The following is a 19,667-nucleotide window of genomic DNA, read 5'->3' as shown; positions in this document are numbered from 1 at the left end:
GCGTTGCGCAGCGGCTCGACCATCCGCCACGCTTCGGTCAGGGCGGCGGAGGGAGACGGACGTGCGCAGGTGTGGACGCGGGCTCGGGCTGGCACTGGCGGCGCTGCTGCTGGCGGGCGCCCCGGCCGTCGCCGACGAGGGCGGCGGCGCCGACGAGGCGGCGGGCGCGGCGCCGGAGGCCGAGCAGCAGCTGGCGGAGGCGTACGCCCCGGTGATGATGCTCGTCGCGCAGCCCGACGCGTGCGGCCCCGGCGAGCCGTACGTCCCGAGCGACGTCGACGCGCTCTTCGACGAGCCGTCGATCGCGCTGCGGGGGCCGTGGACCGACCGCGACCTCGTCGCCGTCGGCCCGAGCGCCGAGGACCTGTCCGTGGGCCTCGAGGGCTACGCCCTCGACCAGCCGGGCGACCCGCTGGCGCCCGGCTGCACCTACGAGGAGTGGGCCGAGAGCGTCTGGGGCGCCGACCCGGAGCCCACCATCTACGCCCGGGTCGTGACCCAGGCGGGCGTCGACGACCGGCTGGCGCTGGAGTACTGGTTCTACTACCCGTTCAACGACTACAACAACAAGCACGAGAGCGACTGGGAGCGGATCCAGGTCGAGTTCCCGGTCGGCGACGCCGAGGCGGCGCTCGACACCGACCCCGACGTGGTGCTCTACTCCCAGCACTACGGCGCCGAGCGGTCCGCGTGGGACGACGACAAGCTCGAGCTCGCCGACGGCACCCACCCGGTCGTCTACGTCTCGGCCGGCTCCCACGCCAGCCAGTTCGACGAGGGGCTCTACCTCGGCCGCTCGGCCACCGAGGGGTTCGGGTGCGACACCACGCTCGGCCCGCACGACGAGGTCCGCCCGGCCGTGGTCACGATCCCGAACGACCTGACGGCCGCCGCCGAGGCGTTCCCCTGGACGACCTACCGCGGCCACTGGGGCGAGGTCGGGCCGCAGCGCTTCTACGAGGGTCCGACCGGGCCTAACATGAAGCAGTCGTGGAAGCGGCCGTTCGCGTGGTCGGCCAAGGCGCGCGACCACTCGTTCTCGCTGCCGGGCGCGGAGGTCGCCAGCAGCACCGCCGGGACGTACTTCTGCACCCTGGTCGGCGGCGGCTCCGACGTGTTCCGGAAGTTCTCCGCCTCGCCCGGTCCGACGCTGCTGGTGCTGCTGGGCGTGCTGCTGCTGCTCGCCTGGGTCGTGCGCCGCTCCGGCTGGGAGGAGGCGTCGCCCCAGCCGGTCGTGGCGCACCGCCGCCCGGGCCAGGTCGTCGCGGCGGCGCTGAAGATGCTCACCCGGCACTGGCGGGTGTTCCTGCTCGTCGCGGCCCCGGCCGCGCTGGCGTCGGTACTGTCGTCGGTCCTGACGACCGCGACGCCGGTGTCGGCGTGGTGGTGGTCAGTCCTCGGGGTCGTCGTGCTGGCGGGCTTCGCGCTGGCGCTGGCCTGGGCGCAGGTCGCCTCCGCCCAGGCCGTGGTCGACCTCGACGAGGGGCGCCGGCCCACGCTCGGGAGCCTGGTCGCGTCGACCCGTGCCCGGGTGCCCGCGCTGCTCGTGACGCTCGCCGCCTGGGCCGTGGTGCTCGTGCCGCTGCTGGTGACCGGGTTCCTCTCGCCGGTCGCGCTGGCCCTGCTGGTCGCGTGGTCGCTCGTGCTGCCGGTGGTGCAGCTCGAGGGGCTCTCCGGCTGGCGGGCGCTCGCGCGCAGCTGGCGGCTCGTGCGCCACCAGGTGCTCACCGTGCTGCTGGTGCTCGCGGTGTCGGTGGCGCTGGTGTCGGCGCTCGGGGGCGTGCTCGCGACGCTGGTCTTCATCGTCTCGCCGGCGCCGTTCGCGGTGGTGAGCGGCATCCCACAGCTGGTCACCGCGCTCGTGTGGCCGGTCACCGCACTGCTGACGACGTACGCCTGGGCCAACGGCCGCGCGCTCGAGACCGCCGACCGGTCCGAGGACGACACCGCCGCCCGCACCCCGGCCTGAGCGGCGGGGCGGGGCGGCGGGACGACGTCGCGGGTCTGGCGTCGCTCAGACGTGGGCCTTGTTGCGACCGGACAGCCCCTCGGCGACACCGATCAGGAGCACGGCGGCCACGATCGCGACGATCGCGCCGAGGACGTTGAGCTCCATGATGTCGCCGGTGCCGAGGGCGCTGGCGACGACGCCACCGATCACCGAGCCGACGACGCCGAGCAGCAACGTGGCAACGAGGCTGAGGTTCTGCTTGCCGGGCTTGATGAGACGGGCGAGCGCGCCGACGACGAGCCCGAAGACGAGAAAACCGATGATGCCCATGTGAGTGCTCCTGTGCCTCGGGAATGCCGGGACGGGTGGCCCCGGCACTTCGAGGGTAGCCCGCTCCCGCGTCCGATCCACGCACGAACGGGTGGGATGCGTCGCTGCCTACCGGACGGCCGGCGGCGGGTCGAGCAGCCGCCCGCGACGCCACGACGCGTGCACGACGAACGCCGCCACGACCGCGCCGGCGGTGCCCAGCGACAGGTCGCCCAGCGTGTCGGCGTAGGCGAACTCCCGCTCCGTGGAGCGGCTGATGAAGGCGAAGAACTCCGCGACCTCCCACGCGATCGCCGCCGTCGCCCCGAAGGCCAGGCACCGCTCGACGACGCGCCCGAGCCCGACGTCGCGGGGCAGCGTCAGCAGCACGAACGCGGCGGCGAGGAGCCCGGTGTTCATGAGGTGCATCCAGTCGTCGAACCACACGACCGTGTCGTAGAGGTCCATCCGGTTGCCGAGGATGTCGGTGAAGCAGGTGATCGTGATGAGGAGGTCCGGCAGCCAGGGGAACGAGATCCGGTCGCGCCACAGCGCCCACCACAGGACGGGGACCGTGAAGGAGATCAGCGGGTAGCCGACCGCGCGCATGCCGGCCGCCTTGTCGCGCAGGTTGCCCTGGTCGGGGTAGAGCAGAGCCAGCACCAGCAGCAGGACCAGCGCCCCCTTGGCGAACACGTTTGCCGTCCTCGCCACCGTCGGTGTCGCCGACCGGCCGATCACTGCCTCTGACACGCACGCCCCGTCCCCGGCGCCGTGCGGGTCACGCGCCGTAGGTCGGAAGTCTCCCATCCGTCCCGAGGCGCCTCACCACGAGGCGGCGTGGCACTCCCGCGCCTTGCTCGCCTCGACCTGCAGCGTCGCGTGGTCGATGCCGTGGCCCTCGCGCAGCGCCGCCTGGCTCCCGGCGAGGACGGCCTGCGCGTCGGCGCCGACCCGCAGCACGACGTGCGCGGTCGCGACGTTCATCCCCGACGTCAGCGTCCAGGCGTGCAGGTCGTGCACCTCCGCCACGCCCGGCACCGCCTCGAGGTCGCGCACGACGGCCCCGAGGTCGAGGCCCTGCGGTGCGTGCTGCCCCAGCACCGCCAGCACCTCGCGGCCGAGGACCACCGCGCGGACCGCGACGAACACGCCGATCGCGACGGCGACGACGGTGTCCCACGCCGGCGACCCGGTGAGCCGGACCAGCAGGCCGGCGGCCAGCACGCCGACACTGCCGGCGGCGTCCGCGACCACCTCGAGGTAGGCGCCCCTGACGTTGATCGACTCGCTCGCTCCGCCGCGCAGCAGGAGCAGGCAGACCAGGTTGACCAGCAGCCCGACGGCGCCGACGACCAGCATCGGGCCCGCCGCCACCTCGACCTCGGTGCCGGCGCGACGCACCGCCTCCACCACGACGTACGCCGAGACGCCGAGCATGACGAGCACCGTGAAGCCCGACGCGAAGACCTCGGCGCGGTAGGAGCCGTAGGTGCGGCGGCCGGTCCCGTCGGGTCGGGTGGCGATCTTGGTGGCGAGGAGCGCCGCGCCCAGCGCGACGACGTCGGCGGCCATGTGCCCGGCGTCCGAGAGCAGCGCGAGCGAGCCGCTGGCCAGGCCGACGACGAGCTCGACGACGAAGAACGTCGCGACCAGGCCGAACGAGACCGCCAGCCGCCAGCGGTGGCGCCCGCCGGCGTGCCCGTGACCGTGGCCGGCGCCCATCAGGCCGGACCTCCGGTCACCTCGCGCGGCGTCATGCGGTCGATGCTAGCCGCGGCGCAGGAAGCAGGCGGCGGGCCCGCCACGGGGGATGAGCGGACCCGCCTGCGCCCAGTGTGCACCACCGGACCTGCCGCCGTCCCGTCCCGGCGGGTCGCCTAGCCTGCGGGACGTGGAGAGGCGACTGCTGGCGGACACCCGCCCCCTCGCGAACCCGCACTTCCGGCGACTCTGGCTGGCCAACATAATCACGGTCGTCGGCGCGCAGCTCACCGTCGTGGCGGTGCCGGCCCAGATCTACGCGATGACCGGGTCCTCGGCCTACGTCGGGCTCACCGGCGTCTTCGGGCTCGTGCCCCTGGTCGTGTTCGGCCTCTGGGGTGGCGCGCTGGCCGACGTGTTCGACCGGCGCACGCTGCTGATGATCACCACCGCCGGCCTGATCGCGACCAGCGCGTGCTTCTGGCTCCAGGCCGCGTTCGGTGGCGAGGACGTCTGGTTGCTGCTGTCGCTGTTCGCCGTGCAGCAGGCGTTCTTCGCGGTCAACCAGCCGACCCGCTCGGCCCTCCTGCCGCGCCTGCTGCCGCCCGAGCTGCTGCCGGCGGCCAACTCGCTGAACATGACCGTCATGCAGGCCGGAGGCATCGCGGGGCCGCTGGTCGGCGGGGCGCTGATCCCGCTGGTGGGCTTCTCCTGGCTCTACCTGCTCGACACGATCACGCTCTTCGCCACGCTCTTCGCGGTCATCGGGCTGCCGGCCCTGCCGGTGATGGGCGCGACCGGCACGCCCGGCATCGGCGCGGTGATCGACGGCTTCCGCTACCTGCGTACCCAGCCCGTGCTGATGATGTCGTTCGTCGTCGACATCATCGCGATGGTCTTCGGGATGCCGCGCGCGCTCTTCCCAGAGCTCGCCCACGTCGACTTCGGCGGGCCGAGCGAGGGCGGCCTGGCCTTCGCCCTGCTGTTCGCGGCGATCCCCGCCGGCGCCGTCGTGGGCGGCGTGCTCTCGGGCTGGGTGTCCCGCGTCGAGCGCCAGGGCCTCGCCGTGATCGCCGCGATCATCGTCTGGGGCCTGGCGATGGTCGGGTTCGGGACCGCGGCCCTGCTCGCGCCCCACCTCCCCGGCATGCTCGGCGTCGCCGTCCTGATGCTCGCGATCGGCGGCGCCGCCGACATGGCGTCGGCCGCCTTCCGCACCTCGATGCTCCAGGCGGCGGCCGACGACTCGGTCCGCGGCCGGCTCCAGGGCATCTTCATCGTCGTCGTCGCCGGCGGCCCCCGCGTCGCCGACGTCGCGCACGGCGCCACCGCCGCGGTCACCGGGGCCGCCGTCGCCGCCGCCGGTGGCGGCGTGCTGGTGGTCGTCTTCACCGTCCTCGCCGCCCTCGCCGTCCCTGCCTTCGTGCGCTACCGGGTGACGCGGGTCGGGTGACGTCGGAGGTCCCCGGACATCCGGGGACCTTCCCAGCATCGTGGAGCCCCCGAGCCACCAGGTGACCCCACGACTCCACGATGTCGGGGTTGGTACGTGGCCGACGCCTCGGACGAGGACGTGCAGGCGTTCCCCGTGGTCGGCAACGGCGCCTTCTCCTGCACCGGCATCGACTGACCACCCCTGCACCGAACGTGCGGCGGCCGTGGCCCCCGTTTCCGCCTTGGGTTCAGTGGGTGATCGCAACACCTGATCATCGAGGTGTTGGTATGCAGGCACGTGGAGGGCGGCCGAGGCCGCCGGCCGAGACGGTTGCCCGGTTCTGGGCTGAGATTCGTCGAGGTTCGTCGCACGAAGATGCTGCGGTGGCTGTGAATGTGACGCGCAGGACGGGCAACAGGTGGTTCAACGAGCGTGGCGGCGTGATGCCCCCGATCGGCTCGGGTCGTCGCTCGAGGAGCTTGTCGTTCGCCGAGCGCGAGGAGATCGCGCTGCTACGCGTGCGCGGTGCAGGAGTGCGAGAGATCGCCCGAGAGCTCGATCGCTCGCCCTCGACGATCAGTCGCGAGCTGCGACGCGTCCAGCACCATGGCAAACGCCCCGCCCGACGTCGGCTGGAGTACCGGGCATCGACGGCACAGGCCGATGCCGATCGCCAGGCTCTGCGCCCGAAACAGGCGCGACTGGCGACCAACGACCGGCTGCGCGACGAGGTGCAGTCCAGACTGGTCGATGACCACAGTCCCGAGCAGATCGCCCGACGACTGCGCGAGGACTTCCCCGACGATCCGGAGATGTGGGTGTCGCACGAGACGATCTACCAGTCGCTCTACGTCCAGAGCCGCGGTGCGCTCAAGCGCGAGCTGGCCAAGCACCTGCGCACCGGCAGGACCGTACGCAAGCCCACCGCAAGAGTGACCAGCGGCGCGAACGGTTCGCCGAGATGGTGATGATCAGCGAACGCCCCGCCGAGGTCGAGGACCGCGCTGTGCCCGGGCACTGGGAAGGCGACCTGATCCTCGGCTCGGCCCAGTCGGGGTCGGCGGTGGGCACGCTGGTCGAACGGACAACCCGGTTCGTGATGCTGCTCCACCTGCCTGGCGGCCACAGCGCCGACATCGTGCAGGAAGCGATGGTCGCGAAGATGGCGACGCTGCCTGAGCAGCTGCGAGTCTCGCTGACCTGGGACCAGGGCAGCGAGATGGCCAACCACGTCCAGATCGCCGAGGCGACCGGACTCGACATCTACTTCTGCGACCCACACTCGCCCTGGCAGCGAGGCAGCAACGAGAACACCAACGGGCTCCTGCGTCAGTACCTGCCCAAGGGCGCCGACCTGAGTTTCTACGGCCCCGGGATGCTCGACAACATCGCCGCTCAACTGAACCGCCGACCACGCAAGACCCTGAAGTGGCGCACTCCTGCCGAAACCCTCGACGCGCTACTGTCCGGAGAGTCCGAACCGCCTGGTGTTGCGACCATCGGCTGAATCCGCCCGCCATCCGAGGGCAACGAGCGCCGCACGTGCGCGGGCTAGGGTCGCGGCGTGACCGCACCCGTCGTGCTCGTCGTCACCGGCGCCGCGGCGACCGGCAAGTCGACGATCGGCGACCACCTGCGCGGGCGGCCCGGGCTGCTGGTCCTCGACGGTGACGTGCTCGGCCGCGGTGCCGCACCACGGCCGCCGAGCCGCGCGACTACGTCGGCTTCTGGACCTACGTCCTCGCGATCGGCCGCGAGGTGCGGGCCAACGGCCTGGTGCCGGTGGTGCCGTGCGTCTGCCTGCCCGACCAGGTGCTGGCTGCCGTCACGGACGAGACGGTGCACTTCCTCGCGCTGCTGAGCGAGCCCGCGACGGTACGTCGGCGGATCGCCGAGCGCCCCGGCTCCTCGCCCGTCGCCTCGCCCGGCACCCACGTCACGTTCGACCGGACGCTGCGCGAGGTCGCGGGGGTGCCGCGACCGCACACGTGGGCGACCCACGACGTCGCGCGGGGCGACGTACGCGCCACGCTCGAGACCGGCGACGCCTGGGCCACGGCGCGCACCCGGGACTTGTCAGGCTCTCGCTGAACTTGTCAGGCGTTGCACGGGCCGACAAGTTCAGCGATCCCCGGCTGACCGGGGATCGCTGAAGGAGGCCACGGCAACCTCAGGCCACGCGCCCCTCGGGCACCTGGGTCAGCTTCGGGTCGCGGATGACGACCGGGCCGATGGCGTCGTCGATGCGCTTCATCACGTCGTCGTCGAGCGTCACGCCCGCGGCCTTGACGTTGTCGGCGACCTGCTCGGGGCGCGAGGCGCCGACGATGGCGGAGGCGACGTTGTCGTTCTGCAGCACCCACGCGACGGCGAGCTGGGCCATGGTGAGCCCCGCGTCGGCGGCGACCGGCTCGAGGTCCTGCACCGCGGTGAGGACGTCGTCCTTCATCCAGCGCGAGATCATGTCCGACCCGCCCTTGGTGTCGGTGGCGCGGGAGCCGGCCGGCGGCTCGGCGCCCGGCTTGTACTTGCCGGTGAGCACGCCCTGCGCGATCGGGCTCCACACGATCTGGGAGACGCCGGCCTCGCGGGACGCGGGCACGACCTCCTCCTCGATGACGCGCCACAGCATCGAGTACTGCGGCTGGCTGGAGATCAGCTGGAAGCCGAGCTCCTTCGCCATCGCGGCGCCCGCGGTGATCTGGTCGGCGGTCCACTCGCTGACGCCGATGTAGAGCGCCTTGCCCTGCCGCACCACGTCGGCGAAGGCCTGCATGGTCTCCTCCAGCGGGGTCTCCACGTCGTAGCGGTGGGCCTGGTAGAGGTCGACGTAGTCGGTCTGCAGCCGCGTCAGCGAGCCGTTGATCGACTCCATGATGTGCTTGCGGGACAGGCCGGTGTCGTTCTTGCCCTTGGGGCCGGTGGGCCAGTAGACCTTGGTGAAGATCTCCAGCGACTCGCGGCGCTCGCCCTTGAGGGCCTCACCGAGGACGGTCTCGGCCGCCGTGTTGGCGTAGACGTCGGCGGTGTCGAAGGTGGAGATCCCCTCGTCGAGCGCGGCGCGCACGCACTGCGTGGCGACGTCGTTCTCGACCTGGGAGCCGTGGGTGAGCCAGTTGCCGTAGGTGATCTCGGAGATCTTCAGGCCGCTGTTGCCGAGGTATCGGAATTCCATCCCGCCAACCTAGCCCCGCCCCGTGAACCCCACGTCCCGGCCCGGCAGCCTCAGCCGCGCACGGGCTCGGCGGGTCCGTCCACCCGGGGTCCCGGCGCGGCCGGCAGCCTCCGGTCCAGCCACCCGAACACCACGAACAGCACCAGGAACAGCACGGTGATGCCGGCGCACGCCCCGGCCACGGCACCCCAGCCCTCCTCGTCGGCGTCGAGGAACGGGTACGGCACCCAGCCGTCGACCCGGCCGACGACCAGCGTCCACACCACCCACACGACCGGCCACGCGAGGGCGTACGCCGACGTGCGCGCGGTGATCCGCGGCCGGGGTCCGGCCCACGCCCACGCGGCGAGCGCGAGGACCGGCACCACCATGTGCAGCAGCTTGTCCGCGGCCCAGCTCGCGCCCTCAAGGTCGAGCAGCGGGCGCAGCAGGAAGAAGTGCACCAGCCCGGTGACCGTGATGCCGACCAGCCCGGCCACGCGCGCCACCCGCCAGCCGCGGCGCCCGAGGAGCGGGTCCCGGGCGAGCACCGTCGAGGTGACCGCGACGAGCAGGTTGCTCTGGATCGTGAAGTAGGCGAAGAACCGGTAGAGCCGCGCGACCATGCCGGGCGGGTCGTCCTCGACCAGGACGGGGTCGCCGGTGACGACCAGCAGCAGCTGGAAGGCGACGGCGAACCACGCGACGGCCGCCACGACCACGTGCACCCTGCGGGCGCGCTCGGGAGTCATGGCTGGAGGGTAGGGCTCCGGCCGGCCGGGCGGGAGACCTCAGTCGAGCACGACGAGCACGTCGCCGTCCTGGACGACGTCGCCGACGGTGACCTTGACCGCCGAGACCGTGCCGGCGCGCTCGGCCAGCATCGGGATCTCCATCTTCATCGACTCCAGCAGCACCACGGTGTCGCCGGCCTCGACGTGGTCGCCCTCGGCGACCTCGATGGTGAGGACGTTGGCGACCAGCTCGGACACGATCTCCAGCGACTTGGTGCGGGCCATGCTCCGACGCTAGCGGTTACCCGGGCGTACGCGCGGATCCGGGTGGCGGCTCAGAGCTCGGCGAACCGGCTCGGCTCGGGGCGGTGCGGCCCGGCCTCCTCGGCGCGCCGGCCGCGCCGGCCCTTGGGGCCGGTCAGCGCGAGGTCCGCCCGGATGACGAGGTAGCCGACCAGCAGCCCGAGCACGAGCGAGTACGCCACCCGCAGCCCGGCCTCGAGGTAGGAGCTGTCGGGCGGGACGAGGCCCGACGCCATGGGCACGGTCGCGGCGACGCCGAACGCGCACACCCACCAGCCCTGGCGGCGCCGCGCGCGGACGTGGGTGCCCCACACGATCGCGGGGATGCCGAGCAGCACGACGAGCGGGCGCGGGAACGCCCCGATGACGTCGGCGGTGTCGTCGGCGAAGTCCAGCACGGACGACACGAAGCTCTGCGCGCCGTAGCGCCGCAGGAGCTCGGCGTAGGCCAGCGTCACGACGAGCACGACCAGGCCGATCGCGACGATCACCGCACCCCGCCGGCCGAGCCCGTGCAGACCGGCGCCGAGCCGGTAGACCACCGTGAAGAGCAGGCCGAGCGCGAGCACCAGCGCCGCGAACTCGAAGCGCTCGGTGCCGACGGTCGGCTCGAAGCCCACCACCGCGAGCGCCGTCACGGCGGCGACGACGGCCGCGACGAGCGCCTCCCGGACCGCCTTCCACCACGTCACCGCGGGGACGGTGGCCATCACCGCGTAGACGCTGCCCACGACGCAGGTCATGACGGCGGCGCCCGTGGGCAGGACGCGCCCGCCCACGAGGACGCTGGCCGTCCCCAGTGCCAGCGCGAGCCCGGCCGAGACCAGCGCCCGGCCGGCCGTACGGGTCGCGAGGAGCCAGGACAGGGAGGTCACGACGGCGACCGACCCGGCGCCGTCGAGCCAGGCGGGTGCCGCCGGCACCGGGTCGCCGTCGAGCGCGACGCCGACCGCCGACCAGAGCAGCGCGAGCGTGCCGACGACCATCAGGGCCAGCCAGAGGGCCACCAGCCTCAGCGGGGGGCCGTCGTCGGGGACGATCGGGCCGCCGATGACCGGGGAGGGGATCGGCTCGGGTGCGGGGTCCGGTGCGGGCGCGGGATCCGGTGCGGGCGCGACCGGCTCGGGCCGCTCGGCGGGGGCCGCCACCTTCGGGGCGCGACGCCACCGCGAGGGTGGGCGCTCGGCCGCGCGCTTGCCGCGCGAGGACCCGCGCGCGCCGCCGTTGGTGGGGGAAGACACGTCGGACGAGGTTACAGCCGACGGTTGGCCAGCGACGGATTGGTGCGACGGGCCGCGACCAGGCTGGCCCGGTCCAGCGAGGCCTCCAGCGTGGTCTCGGCGCCGTCGGCCTCGGCCAGCACCTCGCCGAGCGGGCCGAGGACCGCGGAGTGGCCGACGTAGCGCGGCTCCGGCTGGCCGGCGCCGACGACGAAGCAGGTGTTCTCGATCGCCCGGGCGGCCAGCAGCGTGCGCCAGTGCTCGACCTTGCGGTCCCCCGGCAGCCATGCCGACGGCACGACCAGCACCTCCGCGCCCGCGTCGACGAGCCGCCGGGCCAGCTCGGGGAAACGCAGGTCGTAGCAGGTCATCAGGCCGACCTGCCATCCCGCGACCTCGACCACGACCGGCTCGGTGGCGCCGCCGGTGAGCCGGTCGGACTCGCGGTAGCCGAACGAGTCGTAGAGGTGGATCTTGCGGTACGCCGCCCGCGCGGACCCGCCGACGACGAGGGTGTTGTAGGGCCGGGCGGCGTCGTCGGAGACCTCGAACATCCCGGCGACCACGGCGCACCCGCCGGCGTCGGCGGCCCGGGACACCTCCCGGGCGAACGGTCCGTCCAGCGGCTCGGCGAACGCGCTGACGTCCGACCCGGCCTCGCCGAAGTCGCGGGCGAAGGCCTCCGGGAGCACGACCAGGTCGGCACCGGCCGATGCCGCGGCGTCCAGCCGCTCGCGGTTGGCGGCGGGGTCGAGCCCGCTGCCCCACTGGTGGACGCGCACGCGCAGCCGGTCGCTCATGGGTCCAGCGTGCCAGCAGCACGGGCAGGATGGGGGCATGGATCCCGACGTCGCAGCAGCCGGCTTCTGCGCCGTCGTCCTCGCCGGCGGCACGGCGGCCCGGATGGGCGGGGTGGACAAGGCCGGCATCGAGCTCGACGGCCGCACCCTGCTCGACCTCGCCGTCGACGCCCTCGTCGACGCCGACGAGGTGGTCGTGGTGGCGCCGCGGAGCGTGCCGACCGCCCGGCCGGTCACGTTCGTCTGCGAGGACCCGCCCCGCGGCGGCCCGGTCGCGGGGCTGCTCACCGGCGTCGACGCGCTGCTGCGCACACCGCGCGTGGTGGGGGTGGTGGCCGTGGACATGCCCCGGGTCACGGCCCGCACGTGGCGGCGGCTGCGCGAGGCGTGCGCCGGCCACGACGGCGCCTTCCTCCACGACCACGACGGACGACGCCAGCTCGCCGGGGTGCTCGACGCCGGGCGGCTCGCGCAGGTGCGTCCCGACCTCGAGGGCCAGCACGCGATGGCGCTGCACCGGCTGCTCGCCCCGCTGCGCCTGGCCGAGGTCGGCGCGGACGGCGACGAGGCCGTCGACGTCGACTCGTGGGACGACCTGCGCGACCTCCGCGGCTGACCCGCGCACCCGCCGGGGGCCGCTTGCCGACGGGCGGCGACGTGGTGGAGATTGGACCCGTGAACCTCCACGACTGGATCGACGAGCTCAGTGACGTGCTCGACGTCGACACCGAGCTCGACGAGGGCCTGGTCCTCGACCTCGCGCGGACGGCGGCGCAGAACGTGCAGAAGACCGCCGCACCGATCACGGCGTACCTCCTCGGCTTCGCCGCCGGTGCGAGCGACGCGAACCCGGAGCAGGTCGAGCGGCTCGCCGCCCGGGCGCAGGCGCTCGCCGAGGGCTGGGACAAGCCCGCCGACGCCCCCGACCCGGACGACATCGACGACGACGTCCCGGACGACTCGACGGTCGACCACACCGACGACGAGTACGAGGACTGAGGCGTGCGCGCTGTCGTCGCCGCCGGGACCGGCGGTCCCGAGGTCCTGTCCGTCGGGGAGGTCCCCGAGCCGACGCCCGCCGCCGGTGAGGTCGTCGTCGACGTCGTCGCCACGGCGGTCAACCGGGCCGACACCCTGCAGCGGCAGGGCTTCTACCCGCCCCCGCCCGGGGCGTCCGACACCATCGGGCTGGAGTGCAGCGGCCGGATCTCCGCCCTCGGCGAGGGCGTCGAGGGCTGGTCGGTCGGCGACGAGGTGTGCGCCCTGCTCGCCGGCGGGGGCTACGCCGAGCGCGTCGCGGTGCCCGTCGGGCAGGTCATGCCGGTGCCGGGCGGCGTCTCCCTCGTCGAGGCCGCGGCGCTGCCCGAGGTGGCCGCCACGGTCTGGTCGAACGTGTTCATGACCGCCCACCTCGCGCGCGGCGAGCGCTTCCTCGTCCACGGCGGGGCCGGCGGGATCGGCACGATGGCGATCCAGCTCGCCTCGGCCCGCGGCGCGGAGGTGCTCGCGACCGGCGGCTCCCCGGACAAGCTCGAGCTGTGCCGCTCGCTCGGCGCCACCCGCGCGATCAGCTATCGCGACGAGGACTTCGTCGAGGTGCTGGAGGAGGTCGGCGGCGCCGACGTGATCCTCGACAACATGGGCGCGAAGTACCTCGGCCGCAACGTCGCCGCGCTCGCCACGGGCGGCCGGCTGGTGATCATCGGCATGCAGGGCGGCGCGAAGGGCGAGCTCGACATCAACGCGCTGCTGCGCAAGCGCGCCTCGGTCACCGCGACGTCGCTGCGGGCCCGCCCGCTGGAGGAGAAGGCGGCGATCTGCTGCGGCGTGGTGGAGAACGTGTGGCCGCTGGTCGCCGCGGGCCAGGTGCGTCCGATCGTGGAGAACACGATGCCGCTCGAGGACGTCGCGAAGGCCCACCGGCTGATGGACGAGGGCGGCCACAGCGGCAAGATCGTGCTGACCCTCTGAGGCGTTCCGGGCCGTTCCCGGAGCGCGTCTAGGGTGGGCGCATGACCCAGCAGCCCTCTGCCCCCATCACCGGCGACGGGGAGGACCAGGTCGTGGTCCTCGGCCCCGACGGCCAGCCCATCGGGACCATCCCGGCCAGCGCCCTGCCCGCCATGGCGCAGGCCGCGGGGTCGGACGACGGGTCCGACGAGCAGGAGCGCGGCGAGCGGCACGTGACCGAGCTCGTCGAGCAGCCGGCGAAGGTGATGCGGATCGGCTCGATGATCCGCCAGCTCCTCGACGAGGTGAAGGCCGCCCCGCTCGACGAGGCCAGCCGCCAGCGGCTCAAGGAGATCCACGCCGCGTCGATCAAGGAGCTCGAGTCGGGCCTGGCCCCCGAGCTCGTCGAGGAGCTCGAGCGGCTCTCGCTGCCCTTCACCGAGGACGGCACCCCGTCCGAGGGCGAGCTGCGGATCGCCCAGGCCCAGCTGGTCGGCTGGCTCGAGGGCCTCTTCCACGGCATCCAGACCGCGATCTACGCCCAGCAGATGGCCTCGCGCGCCCAGCTGGAGCAGATGCGCCGCGCACTCCCGTCCGGGGGCGGCCAGGCTCCGCACCAGCCGATGGGGATGCCCACCATGCCCGGTGACGACGCCGACGACGCCGGGGACGGCCACGGCGGCACCGGGGGCATGTACCTCTGATCCGACCGACCGCCGTCGGGCCCGGGTCGGTCGAGGAGGTCGCACAGGCCGCTGGTCAAGGAGGTCGCGCAGCGACCGTCACGAGACCCGGTCACCCCGAACCGCCGTGGGGAACGACCTGCAGGCAGACGGGCGTCCCGAGCCTGCGTCTCGTTCCCCAGCGATTGAAGGACCACCGCTCAGGGGTCTCGTGACACGACTTCGTCGTTCCGCGACCAGCGAGGGCGAGGGCGGTCGGGCTAGCGGCGCGCGAGGCGGCGCACGACGACCAGGCCGAGCAGCCCGATCAGGGCGGCGGCCGCACCCGGCGCGGCCATCCGCGTGAAGCGCGGCGGCGCGGACTCCTCGACCTTGGTGAGCACGGCCTCCGGCGGGGGCGGCGGGGCGACGGGCGTGCCCTCGCCGAGCAGCGTCTCGACCTTCTGGACCTTGGTGGGGTTGGCCACGCCGGTGCCGCCGCAGCTGTCGGCGGTGTAGGGCGACGCGGTGCCGGTGGCGAGCCAGACGTACGTCGTGCCGACCTTGAGCGCGCCGAGGCCGCAGGCGTCCGGGCCGGGCGAGGTGACGAGCGTCGACCGCTCGGGGGTGCCCTGGTAGGCGCGCGAGGCGGTGACCGTGTAGGTGTGGCCCTGGCCCTCGCTGCCGACGGCGTCGACCGTGCCGATGAAGACGACGTCGGCCTTCTTCACCTGCTGGGCGAGCTGGCCCTGCTTGCACGTGCACGCGGCCGAGGCAGGGGCGGACACGCTCAGCACCAGGCCGGTGCAGGCGATCACCATCGCGGCGACGAGTCGGAGGGCGCGGGACATGGCCCACACCCTAACGAGGCAGGTCGAAGAGCTCGCTGAGCACCGTGGCGACGCCGTCCTCGTCGTGGTGCGGGGCGAGGTGGTCGGCGACCGCGCGCACGGTCGGGTGGGCGTTGGCCATGGCGTACGCCGTCCCGGCCCACTCCAGCATCGGCAGGTCGTTGGGCATGTCGCCGAACGCCACCACCTCCGCGGCACCGACACCCATCTCCTCGGCCACGACCGCGAGGGTGGTGGCCTTGGTGACGCCGGCGGCGCTGATCTCGACGAGCGTGCCGGTCGAGGACCAGGTCGTCACGACGTCGGCCCCGGCCGCGGCGGCCACCCGCTCCCAGTAGGGCTCCGGCTCGTGGTCCTCGTGACGCGCGAGCAGCTTGACCACGTCGCCGTCCACGAGGTCCTCCAGCGGCGCCGTCGGCACGTCGGGGGCGAGGTTGACCGCCAGCCGCGGCATGAAGTCGGGCTCCTTGGCGAAGCCGGTGGTCTTCTCGACCGCGAACACGGTGCCGGGCAGGTCGGCCCGCAGCCGGGCCGCCACCTCGACCAGCACCTCGACCGGGATGGCGCGGGTGGTGCGCACCTCGCGGCGCGCGACGTCGTAGACGATGCCGCCGTTGCTGCAGATCGCCAGGCCGTGGCCCCCGACGTCGTCCCAGAGCTCCTCCATCCAGCGGATCGGGCGACCCGTGGTGAACACCACCGGCACGCCGCGCGCGTCGAGCGCGTCGAGGACCGCGCGCGTACGCGCCGACACCCGGCCCTGCGCGTCGAGCAGCGTGCCGTCGAGATCGGTCGCGACCAGGCGCGGCGCCGGGGCCCGGGTCACGCCGGGTCCCGCAGGGAGGCCGTCACCTCAGGCACCGGCGGGCGGGAACCAGCGCGAGATCTCCACGGCCGCGCCGTCCTCGTGGACGGGCGCCGTGACGTGGTCGGCGGCCGCGCGGACCTCCTCGACGGCCTGGCCCATCGCGACCCCGCGACCGGCCCAGCGGAGCATCTCGATGTCGTTGCGGCCGTCGCCGACGGCGAGCACGTCGGCGGCCGACAGCCCAAGCGCGGCGCACACGTGCTCGAGGCCGGACGCCTTCGACACCCCGACCGGCGACAGGTCGAGCCAGGCCGTCCAGCCGACGACGTAGTCGGTGCCGTGCAGGCCGAGGCGGGCGCCGAGCTCGACGAAGTCCTCGGCGGTCGCCTCGGGGTCGCGGATGATGACGCGGCTGACGGGCTCGCCCACGATGTCGGCGACCTCGGTGATGATCTGCTCGCCGGAGATCTCCCCCTCGGGGAAGACCCGGTTGACGCGGTAGCCGCCGACCTCGCGCTCCTCGACCGCGACCAGCGCGTCGGGGTGGTGCTCCAGCACGGCCGCGACGGCCGGGGCGGCGTCGAAGGTCTCCTCGTGGACGACCTCCATCGGGGGGTAGCGGAAGACCACGGCGCCGTTGGAGGCCACCACCCAGAGCCGGTCGGAACCCTCGCGCGGCAGGCCGAGCAGGTCGGCGATGCGGGTCATGCCGTGCGGCGAGCGGCCGCTGGCCAGCACGACGTGCGCCCCCGCGTCGAGGGCGCGGTGGACCGCGTCGTGGACGGCGGGGGTGACGGTCTCGTAGTCCTCGGTCTGCCCGTCCACCCACGCGAGCAGGGTGCCGTCGATGTCGAGCGCGACGACCTGGGGGCGCCAGTCAGCCAAGGGGCTTCAGCACTTCCAGGCCGCCCATGTAGGGGCGCAGCGCCTGCGGCAGCGTCACCGAGCCGTCGGCGTTCTGGTGGGTCTCGAGGATCGCGACGATCGCGCGGGTCACCGCGGTGAGCGTGCCGTTGAGGGTGGCGACCGGCCTGGTCTGGCCCTCCACGCGGGTGCGGACGTCGAGGCGGCGGGCCTGGAACTCGGTGCAGTTGGAGGTCGAGGTGAGCTCGCCCCAGCCGTTGCGGGTCGGGATCCACGCCTCGCAGTCGAACTTGCGGGCGGCGCTGAGGCCGAGGTCGCCGGCCGCGGTGTCGATCACGCGGTAGCAGAGCTCGAGCTTGTCGAGGAACTCCTTCTCCCACGCCAGCAGCCGCTGGTGCTCGGCGTAGGACTCCTCGAGCGTCGTGTAGACGAACATCTCGACCTTGTCGAACCAGTGGACGCGCCAGATGCCGCGGGTGTCCTTGCCGTGCGAGCCGGCCTCCTTGCGGAAGCACGGGCTGAACGCGGCGTAGCGCAGCGGCAGCGCGGCGGCGTCGAGGATCTCGTCGGAGTGGAAGGCCGCCATCGGGACCTCGGACGTGCCGACGAGGTAGAGGTCCTCGCCCTCGATCCGGTAGACGTCGTCGGCGGCCTGGCCGAGGAAGCCGGTGCCCTCCATGGCGCGCGGGCGCACGAGCGAGGGCGCGGCGGCCTGGATGAACCCGGCGGCGCGCGCCTGGTCCATGGCCATGTTGACCAGCGCGAGCTGGAGCTGCGCGCCGACGCCGGTGAGGAAGTAGAAGCGCGAGCCGCTGACCTTCGCGCCGCGCTCCAGGTCGAAGGCCCCGAGCAGCTGGCCGAGCTCGACGTGGTCGCGCGGCTCGAAGTCGAACTCGCGCGGGGTGCCGACCTGCTCGATGACGGTGTAGTCGTCCTCGAGGCCGGCGGGCGCGTCGTCGTCGGCGAGGTTGGGGATGGCCTTCATGGCCTCCTCCCACGCGGCCTCGGCGGCGGCGCGGGCGGCCTCGGCCTCCTTGACCCCGGCGGCGAGCTCCTTGACCTGCGCGAGCAGGGCCTGCTTCTCCTCGCCCTGCGCCTTCGCGACCAGCGCGCCGCTGGCCTTCTGCTCGGCCCGCCTGGCCTCGAAGTCGGCGATCGCCTGGCGCCGCGCGGAGTCGGCGGCGAGCGCCCGGTCGACCACGTCGTCGGACAACCGACGCTTGGCCTGCGCGGCACGCACACGGTCGGGGTCGTCACGGAGGATGCGCGGGTCGATCATGGCGTGAGGCTATCCGGAGGGGCGTACGCCGCGGCAATCGTCTTGGGCATACTTCGCGGGTGACCCCCGCCTCTCGCAACCGCTCCCTCACGCTGGCCGGCGTCTGCCTCCTCGGCTTCGCGGGCCTCGGCTGGGCGGTGACCGGCGACCGCGCCCCCCTCGACACCTTCGACGTGGAGGGCCGCCGGCTCGAGGACTGGGCGGACGGCTCGCCGCTGTTCCTCGACGTCCTGCGGTGGGTCGAGCACCTCTTCGGGACCCTCGGCATGACGGTGCTGACGGTCGTCCTCGTGCTCGGGCTCCTGCTCCGTCGCCAGCGCTGGGCCGCGCTCCTCGCCCTGGTCGTGATGGTCGCGACCTCGCTGGCCACCTCCGGCCTCAAGGTGTGGCTCGGCCGCGACCGCCCGGAGTGGCAGGGCGCCGACTTCAGCCCGCTGAGCTCCTACAGCTTCCCGTCCGGGCACGCGTCGTCCACCGCGGCGTACGCCTGCCTGCTGGTGACGCTGCTCGTGCTGTTCGTCCGGCGGGCGAGCCTGCGCCGCCTCGGGATCACGCTGGCGGTCGCGTGGTGGCTGGCGGTGTGCCTCGACCGGGTGCTGCTCGGGCGGCACTACCCCACCGACGTGATCGCCGGATCGCTGCTGGCGGTCGGGATCTTCGCGCTCGCGCTGGCGGTCATCGACCCGCGTCCGCGCTCGACCGCCGCCCACGCGGAGCCGCTGCCCGAGGTCTACGCGTCCGAGCGCCGGCTGGCGGTGATCCTCAACCCGATCAAGGTCGAGGACGTCGGCCAGTTCCGCGCGACGGTGAGCGCGATGGCGAAGGAGTCGGGCTGGTCGGAGCCGACCTGGCAGTACACCACCGTCGAGGACCCCGGCACCGGCATGGCCGAGCGGGCCGCGGTGTCCGGTGCGGACCTGGTGATCGTCTGCGGCGGCGACGGCACCGTGCGCGAGGTGTGCGCCGAGCTCGCCGGCACCGGCATCCCCGTCGGCATCATCCCCGCCGGCACCGGCAACCTGCTCGCCCGCAACCTCGACGTCCCGCTCTACCTCCGCTCGGCCATCGACGTCGCCCTCAACGGGCAGGACCGCGCGATCGACCTCGTCGAGGTCGGCGGCGACGGCCTCGACGACACCCACTTCATGGTGATGGCCGGCATGGGCTTCGACGCAGCGATCATGGAGGGCGTCAACGAGGACATCAAGAAGAAGATCGGCTGGGTGGCCTACGTCGTCTCGGGCCTGAAGTCGCTGATGTTCCCCGCGATCCGGGTCGAGATCCAGATCGACGACGAGGAGCCCACCACCCACCGCGCCCGCACCGTCGTGGTCGGCAACGTCGGCTTCCTGCAGGCCGGGATGCCGCTGCTGCCCGACGCCGCGATCGACGACGGCGTCCTCGACGTGGTGATCATCCACCCGCGCCAGTTCCTGTCCTGGATCACCGTGGCGATGCGGGTGCTGCGCAAGAGCCCGGTCGTCGACGAGACCCTCGACCGGCGCACCGGCTCGCGGGTCCGGATCACCGCGACCTCCGACACCCCGCGCCAGCTCGACGGCGACTCCGTCGGCGAGGGCCGCGAGCTGCGCATGGAGTGCGTGCACGGCCGGCTGCTGGTCCGCGTCCCCCGCTGAGTCGGC

General features: G+C 73.5%; 20 protein-coding genes and 1 pseudogene. 9 read left to right on the top strand and 12 right to left on the bottom strand.

Annotated features, from left to right (window positions below; translation table 11 throughout):
• The first annotated feature begins 61 nt into the window (after nt 1-61).
• On the top strand, nt 62-1,969 hold the full coding sequence (locus tag LN652_RS13790) for a hypothetical protein (protein ID WP_230441193.1): 1,908 nt from the start codon (nt 62-64) through the stop codon (nt 1,967-1,969).
• A gap of 45 nt (nt 1,970-2,014) precedes the next feature.
• On the opposite strand, the gene LN652_RS13785 is transcribed toward LN652_RS13790, so the two are convergent.
• The 3 genes from LN652_RS13785 to LN652_RS13775 all read right to left on the bottom strand — a co-directional run bounded on the left by LN652_RS13785 (nt 2,015) and on the right by LN652_RS13775 (nt 3,985).
• On the bottom strand, nt 2,015-2,281 hold the full coding sequence (locus LN652_RS13785) for a GlsB/YeaQ/YmgE family stress response membrane protein (RefSeq protein ID WP_230441192.1): 267 nt from the start codon (nt 2,279-2,281) through the stop codon (nt 2,015-2,017).
• A gap of 108 nt (nt 2,282-2,389) precedes the next feature.
• Nucleotides 2,390-2,956 (bottom strand): hypothetical protein, encoded by a 567-nt coding sequence (locus LN652_RS13780; protein ID WP_230441191.1) that lies wholly within the window; start codon nt 2,954-2,956, stop codon nt 2,390-2,392.
• Between the two features lie 129 nt (nt 2,957-3,085).
• A complete protein-coding gene (locus LN652_RS13775) occupies nt 3,086-3,985 on the bottom strand; it encodes a cation diffusion facilitator family transporter (protein WP_230441190.1) in 900 nt (299 codons plus the stop codon).
• Nucleotides 3,986-4,154: 169 nt separating this feature from the next.
• On the opposite strand from LN652_RS13775, the gene LN652_RS13770 reads away from it, so the two are divergent.
• The 3 genes and pseudogenes from LN652_RS13770 to LN652_RS13760 all read left to right on the top strand — a co-directional run bounded on the left by LN652_RS13770 (nt 4,155) and on the right by LN652_RS13760 (nt 7,490).
• Nucleotides 4,155-5,417 carry an MFS transporter gene (locus LN652_RS13770; protein WP_230441189.1) on the top strand — a complete coding sequence of 421 codons (1,263 nt, stop codon included), beginning with the start codon at nt 4,155-4,157 and terminating at the stop codon, nt 5,415-5,417.
• A 269-nt stretch (nt 5,418-5,686) separates the two neighbouring features.
• Nucleotides 5,687-6,906: pseudogene (locus LN652_RS13765) on the top strand (IS30 family transposase).
• 251 nt (nt 6,907-7,157) lie between these two features.
• On the top strand, nt 7,158-7,490 hold the full coding sequence (locus LN652_RS13760; RefSeq protein WP_230441188.1) for a hypothetical protein: 333 nt from the start codon (nt 7,158-7,160) through the stop codon (nt 7,488-7,490).
• Between the two features lie 79 nt (nt 7,491-7,569).
• On the opposite strand, the gene LN652_RS13755 is transcribed toward LN652_RS13760, so the two are convergent.
• Genes LN652_RS13755 through LN652_RS13735 form a run of 5 tightly spaced genes read right to left on the bottom strand, consistent with a single transcriptional unit; the run spans nt 7,570 to nt 11,610 of the window.
• Nucleotides 7,570-8,574 (bottom strand): aldo/keto reductase family protein, encoded by a 1,005-nt coding sequence (locus tag LN652_RS13755; RefSeq protein ID WP_230441187.1) that lies wholly within the window; start codon nt 8,572-8,574, stop codon nt 7,570-7,572.
• A 50-nt stretch (nt 8,575-8,624) separates the two neighbouring features.
• The gene (locus tag LN652_RS13750) at nt 8,625-9,305 is read right to left on the bottom strand and encodes a Pr6Pr family membrane protein (protein WP_230441186.1); all 681 of its coding nucleotides are present in this window, start codon (nt 9,303-9,305) and stop codon (nt 8,625-8,627) included.
• 39 nt (nt 9,306-9,344) lie between these two features.
• Nucleotides 9,345-9,572, bottom strand: coding sequence for a biotin/lipoyl-binding carrier protein (locus LN652_RS13745; RefSeq protein ID WP_056909170.1), 228 nt, complete (start codon nt 9,570-9,572; stop codon nt 9,345-9,347).
• Between the two features lie 50 nt (nt 9,573-9,622).
• Nucleotides 9,623-10,831 carry a hypothetical protein gene (locus LN652_RS13740; RefSeq protein ID WP_230441185.1) on the bottom strand — a complete coding sequence of 403 codons (1,209 nt, stop codon included), beginning with the start codon at nt 10,829-10,831 and terminating at the stop codon, nt 9,623-9,625.
• 11 nt (nt 10,832-10,842) lie between these two features.
• Nucleotides 10,843-11,610 carry a carbon-nitrogen hydrolase family protein gene (locus tag LN652_RS13735; RefSeq protein ID WP_230441184.1) on the bottom strand — a complete coding sequence of 256 codons (768 nt, stop codon included), beginning with the start codon at nt 11,608-11,610 and terminating at the stop codon, nt 10,843-10,845.
• Between the two features lie 37 nt (nt 11,611-11,647).
• Here LN652_RS13735 and mobA point away from each other — a divergent pair, with 37 nt between their 5' ends.
• From mobA to LN652_RS13715, 4 genes are read left to right on the top strand one after another with little or no spacing between them, the layout of a single operon-like run.
• Nucleotides 11,648-12,226 carry a molybdenum cofactor guanylyltransferase gene (gene mobA, locus LN652_RS13730; protein WP_230441183.1) on the top strand — a complete coding sequence of 193 codons (579 nt, stop codon included), beginning with the start codon at nt 11,648-11,650 and terminating at the stop codon, nt 12,224-12,226.
• 59 nt (nt 12,227-12,285) lie between these two features.
• Nucleotides 12,286-12,609 (top strand): DUF6457 domain-containing protein, encoded by a 324-nt coding sequence (locus tag LN652_RS13725; protein ID WP_230441182.1) that lies wholly within the window; start codon nt 12,286-12,288, stop codon nt 12,607-12,609.
• 3 nt (nt 12,610-12,612) lie between these two features.
• Nucleotides 12,613-13,581, top strand: coding sequence for an NAD(P)H-quinone oxidoreductase (locus tag LN652_RS13720; RefSeq protein WP_230441181.1), 969 nt, complete (start codon nt 12,613-12,615; stop codon nt 13,579-13,581).
• 41 nt (nt 13,582-13,622) lie between these two features.
• Complete coding sequence (locus LN652_RS13715) at nt 13,623-14,264, top strand: bacterial proteasome activator family protein (RefSeq protein ID WP_329958433.1); 642 nt, start codon at nt 13,623-13,625, stop codon at nt 14,262-14,264.
• A 239-nt stretch (nt 14,265-14,503) separates the two neighbouring features.
• Here LN652_RS13715 and LN652_RS13710 read toward each other — a convergent pair whose 3' ends face one another.
• The 4 genes from LN652_RS13710 to serS are packed head-to-tail and all read right to left on the bottom strand — an operon-like array spanning nt 14,504 to nt 18,024.
• Nucleotides 14,504-15,073 (bottom strand): hypothetical protein, encoded by a 570-nt coding sequence (locus LN652_RS13710; RefSeq protein ID WP_230441180.1) that lies wholly within the window; start codon nt 15,071-15,073, stop codon nt 14,504-14,506.
• A gap of 10 nt (nt 15,074-15,083) precedes the next feature.
• Nucleotides 15,084-15,899, bottom strand: a complete 816-nt coding sequence (locus LN652_RS13705; protein WP_230441179.1) for an HAD family hydrolase — start codon at nt 15,897-15,899, stop codon at nt 15,084-15,086.
• A gap of 27 nt (nt 15,900-15,926) precedes the next feature.
• Entirely contained in the window at nt 15,927-16,766 is an 840-nt protein-coding gene (locus LN652_RS13700; protein ID WP_230441178.1) for an HAD family hydrolase, read from the bottom strand.
• Complete coding sequence (gene serS / locus LN652_RS13695; RefSeq protein ID WP_230441177.1) at nt 16,759-18,024, bottom strand: serine--tRNA ligase; 1,266 nt, start codon at nt 18,022-18,024, stop codon at nt 16,759-16,761. The genes LN652_RS13700 and serS overlap by 8 nt, the downstream gene beginning before the upstream one ends.
• Before the next feature lie 59 nt (nt 18,025-18,083).
• On the opposite strand from serS, the gene LN652_RS13690 reads away from it, so the two are divergent.
• Nucleotides 18,084-19,661 carry a YegS/Rv2252/BmrU family lipid kinase gene (locus LN652_RS13690; protein ID WP_230441176.1) on the top strand — a complete coding sequence of 526 codons (1,578 nt, stop codon included), beginning with the start codon at nt 18,084-18,086 and terminating at the stop codon, nt 19,659-19,661.
• Nucleotides 19,662-19,667: the final 6 nt, after the last annotated feature.

Source organism: Nocardioides okcheonensis (assembly GCF_020991065.1).
Taxonomy (GTDB): Bacteria; Actinomycetota; Actinomycetes; order Propionibacteriales; family Nocardioidaceae; genus Nocardioides; species Nocardioides okcheonensis.
Note: the sequence above shows the minus strand (reverse complement) of the source record. Positions and strands in the feature narration are given on the sequence as shown.

Excerpts from the sequence above, each read along its gene's own strand:
- LN652_RS13715 (WP_329958433.1), top strand. The coding sequence starts at position 13,623 with ATGACCCAGCAGCCCTCTGCCCCCATCACCGGCGACGGGGAGGACCAG.
- LN652_RS13735 (WP_230441184.1), bottom strand. The coding sequence starts at position 11,610 with ATGAGCGACCGGCTGCGCGTGCGCGTCCACCAGTGGGGCAGCGGGCTC.
- LN652_RS13750 (WP_230441186.1), bottom strand. The coding sequence starts at position 9,305 with ATGACTCCCGAGCGCGCCCGCAGGGTGCACGTGGTCGTGGCGGCCGTC.
- LN652_RS13755 (WP_230441187.1), bottom strand. The coding sequence starts at position 8,574 with ATGGAATTCCGATACCTCGGCAACAGCGGCCTGAAGATCTCCGAGATC.
- LN652_RS13745 (WP_056909170.1), bottom strand. The coding sequence starts at position 9,572 with ATGGCCCGCACCAAGTCGCTGGAGATCGTGTCCGAGCTGGTCGCCAAC.
- LN652_RS13710 (WP_230441180.1), bottom strand. The coding sequence starts at position 15,073 with ATGTCCCGCGCCCTCCGACTCGTCGCCGCGATGGTGATCGCCTGCACC.
- mobA (WP_230441183.1), top strand. The coding sequence starts at position 11,648 with ATGGATCCCGACGTCGCAGCAGCCGGCTTCTGCGCCGTCGTCCTCGCC.
- LN652_RS13775 (WP_230441190.1), bottom strand. The coding sequence starts at position 3,985 with ATGGGCGCCGGCCACGGTCACGGGCACGCCGGCGGGCGCCACCGCTGG.
- serS (WP_230441177.1), bottom strand. The coding sequence starts at position 18,024 with ATGATCGACCCGCGCATCCTCCGTGACGACCCCGACCGTGTGCGTGCC.
- LN652_RS13785 (WP_230441192.1), bottom strand. The coding sequence starts at position 2,281 with ATGGGCATCATCGGTTTTCTCGTCTTCGGGCTCGTCGTCGGCGCGCTC.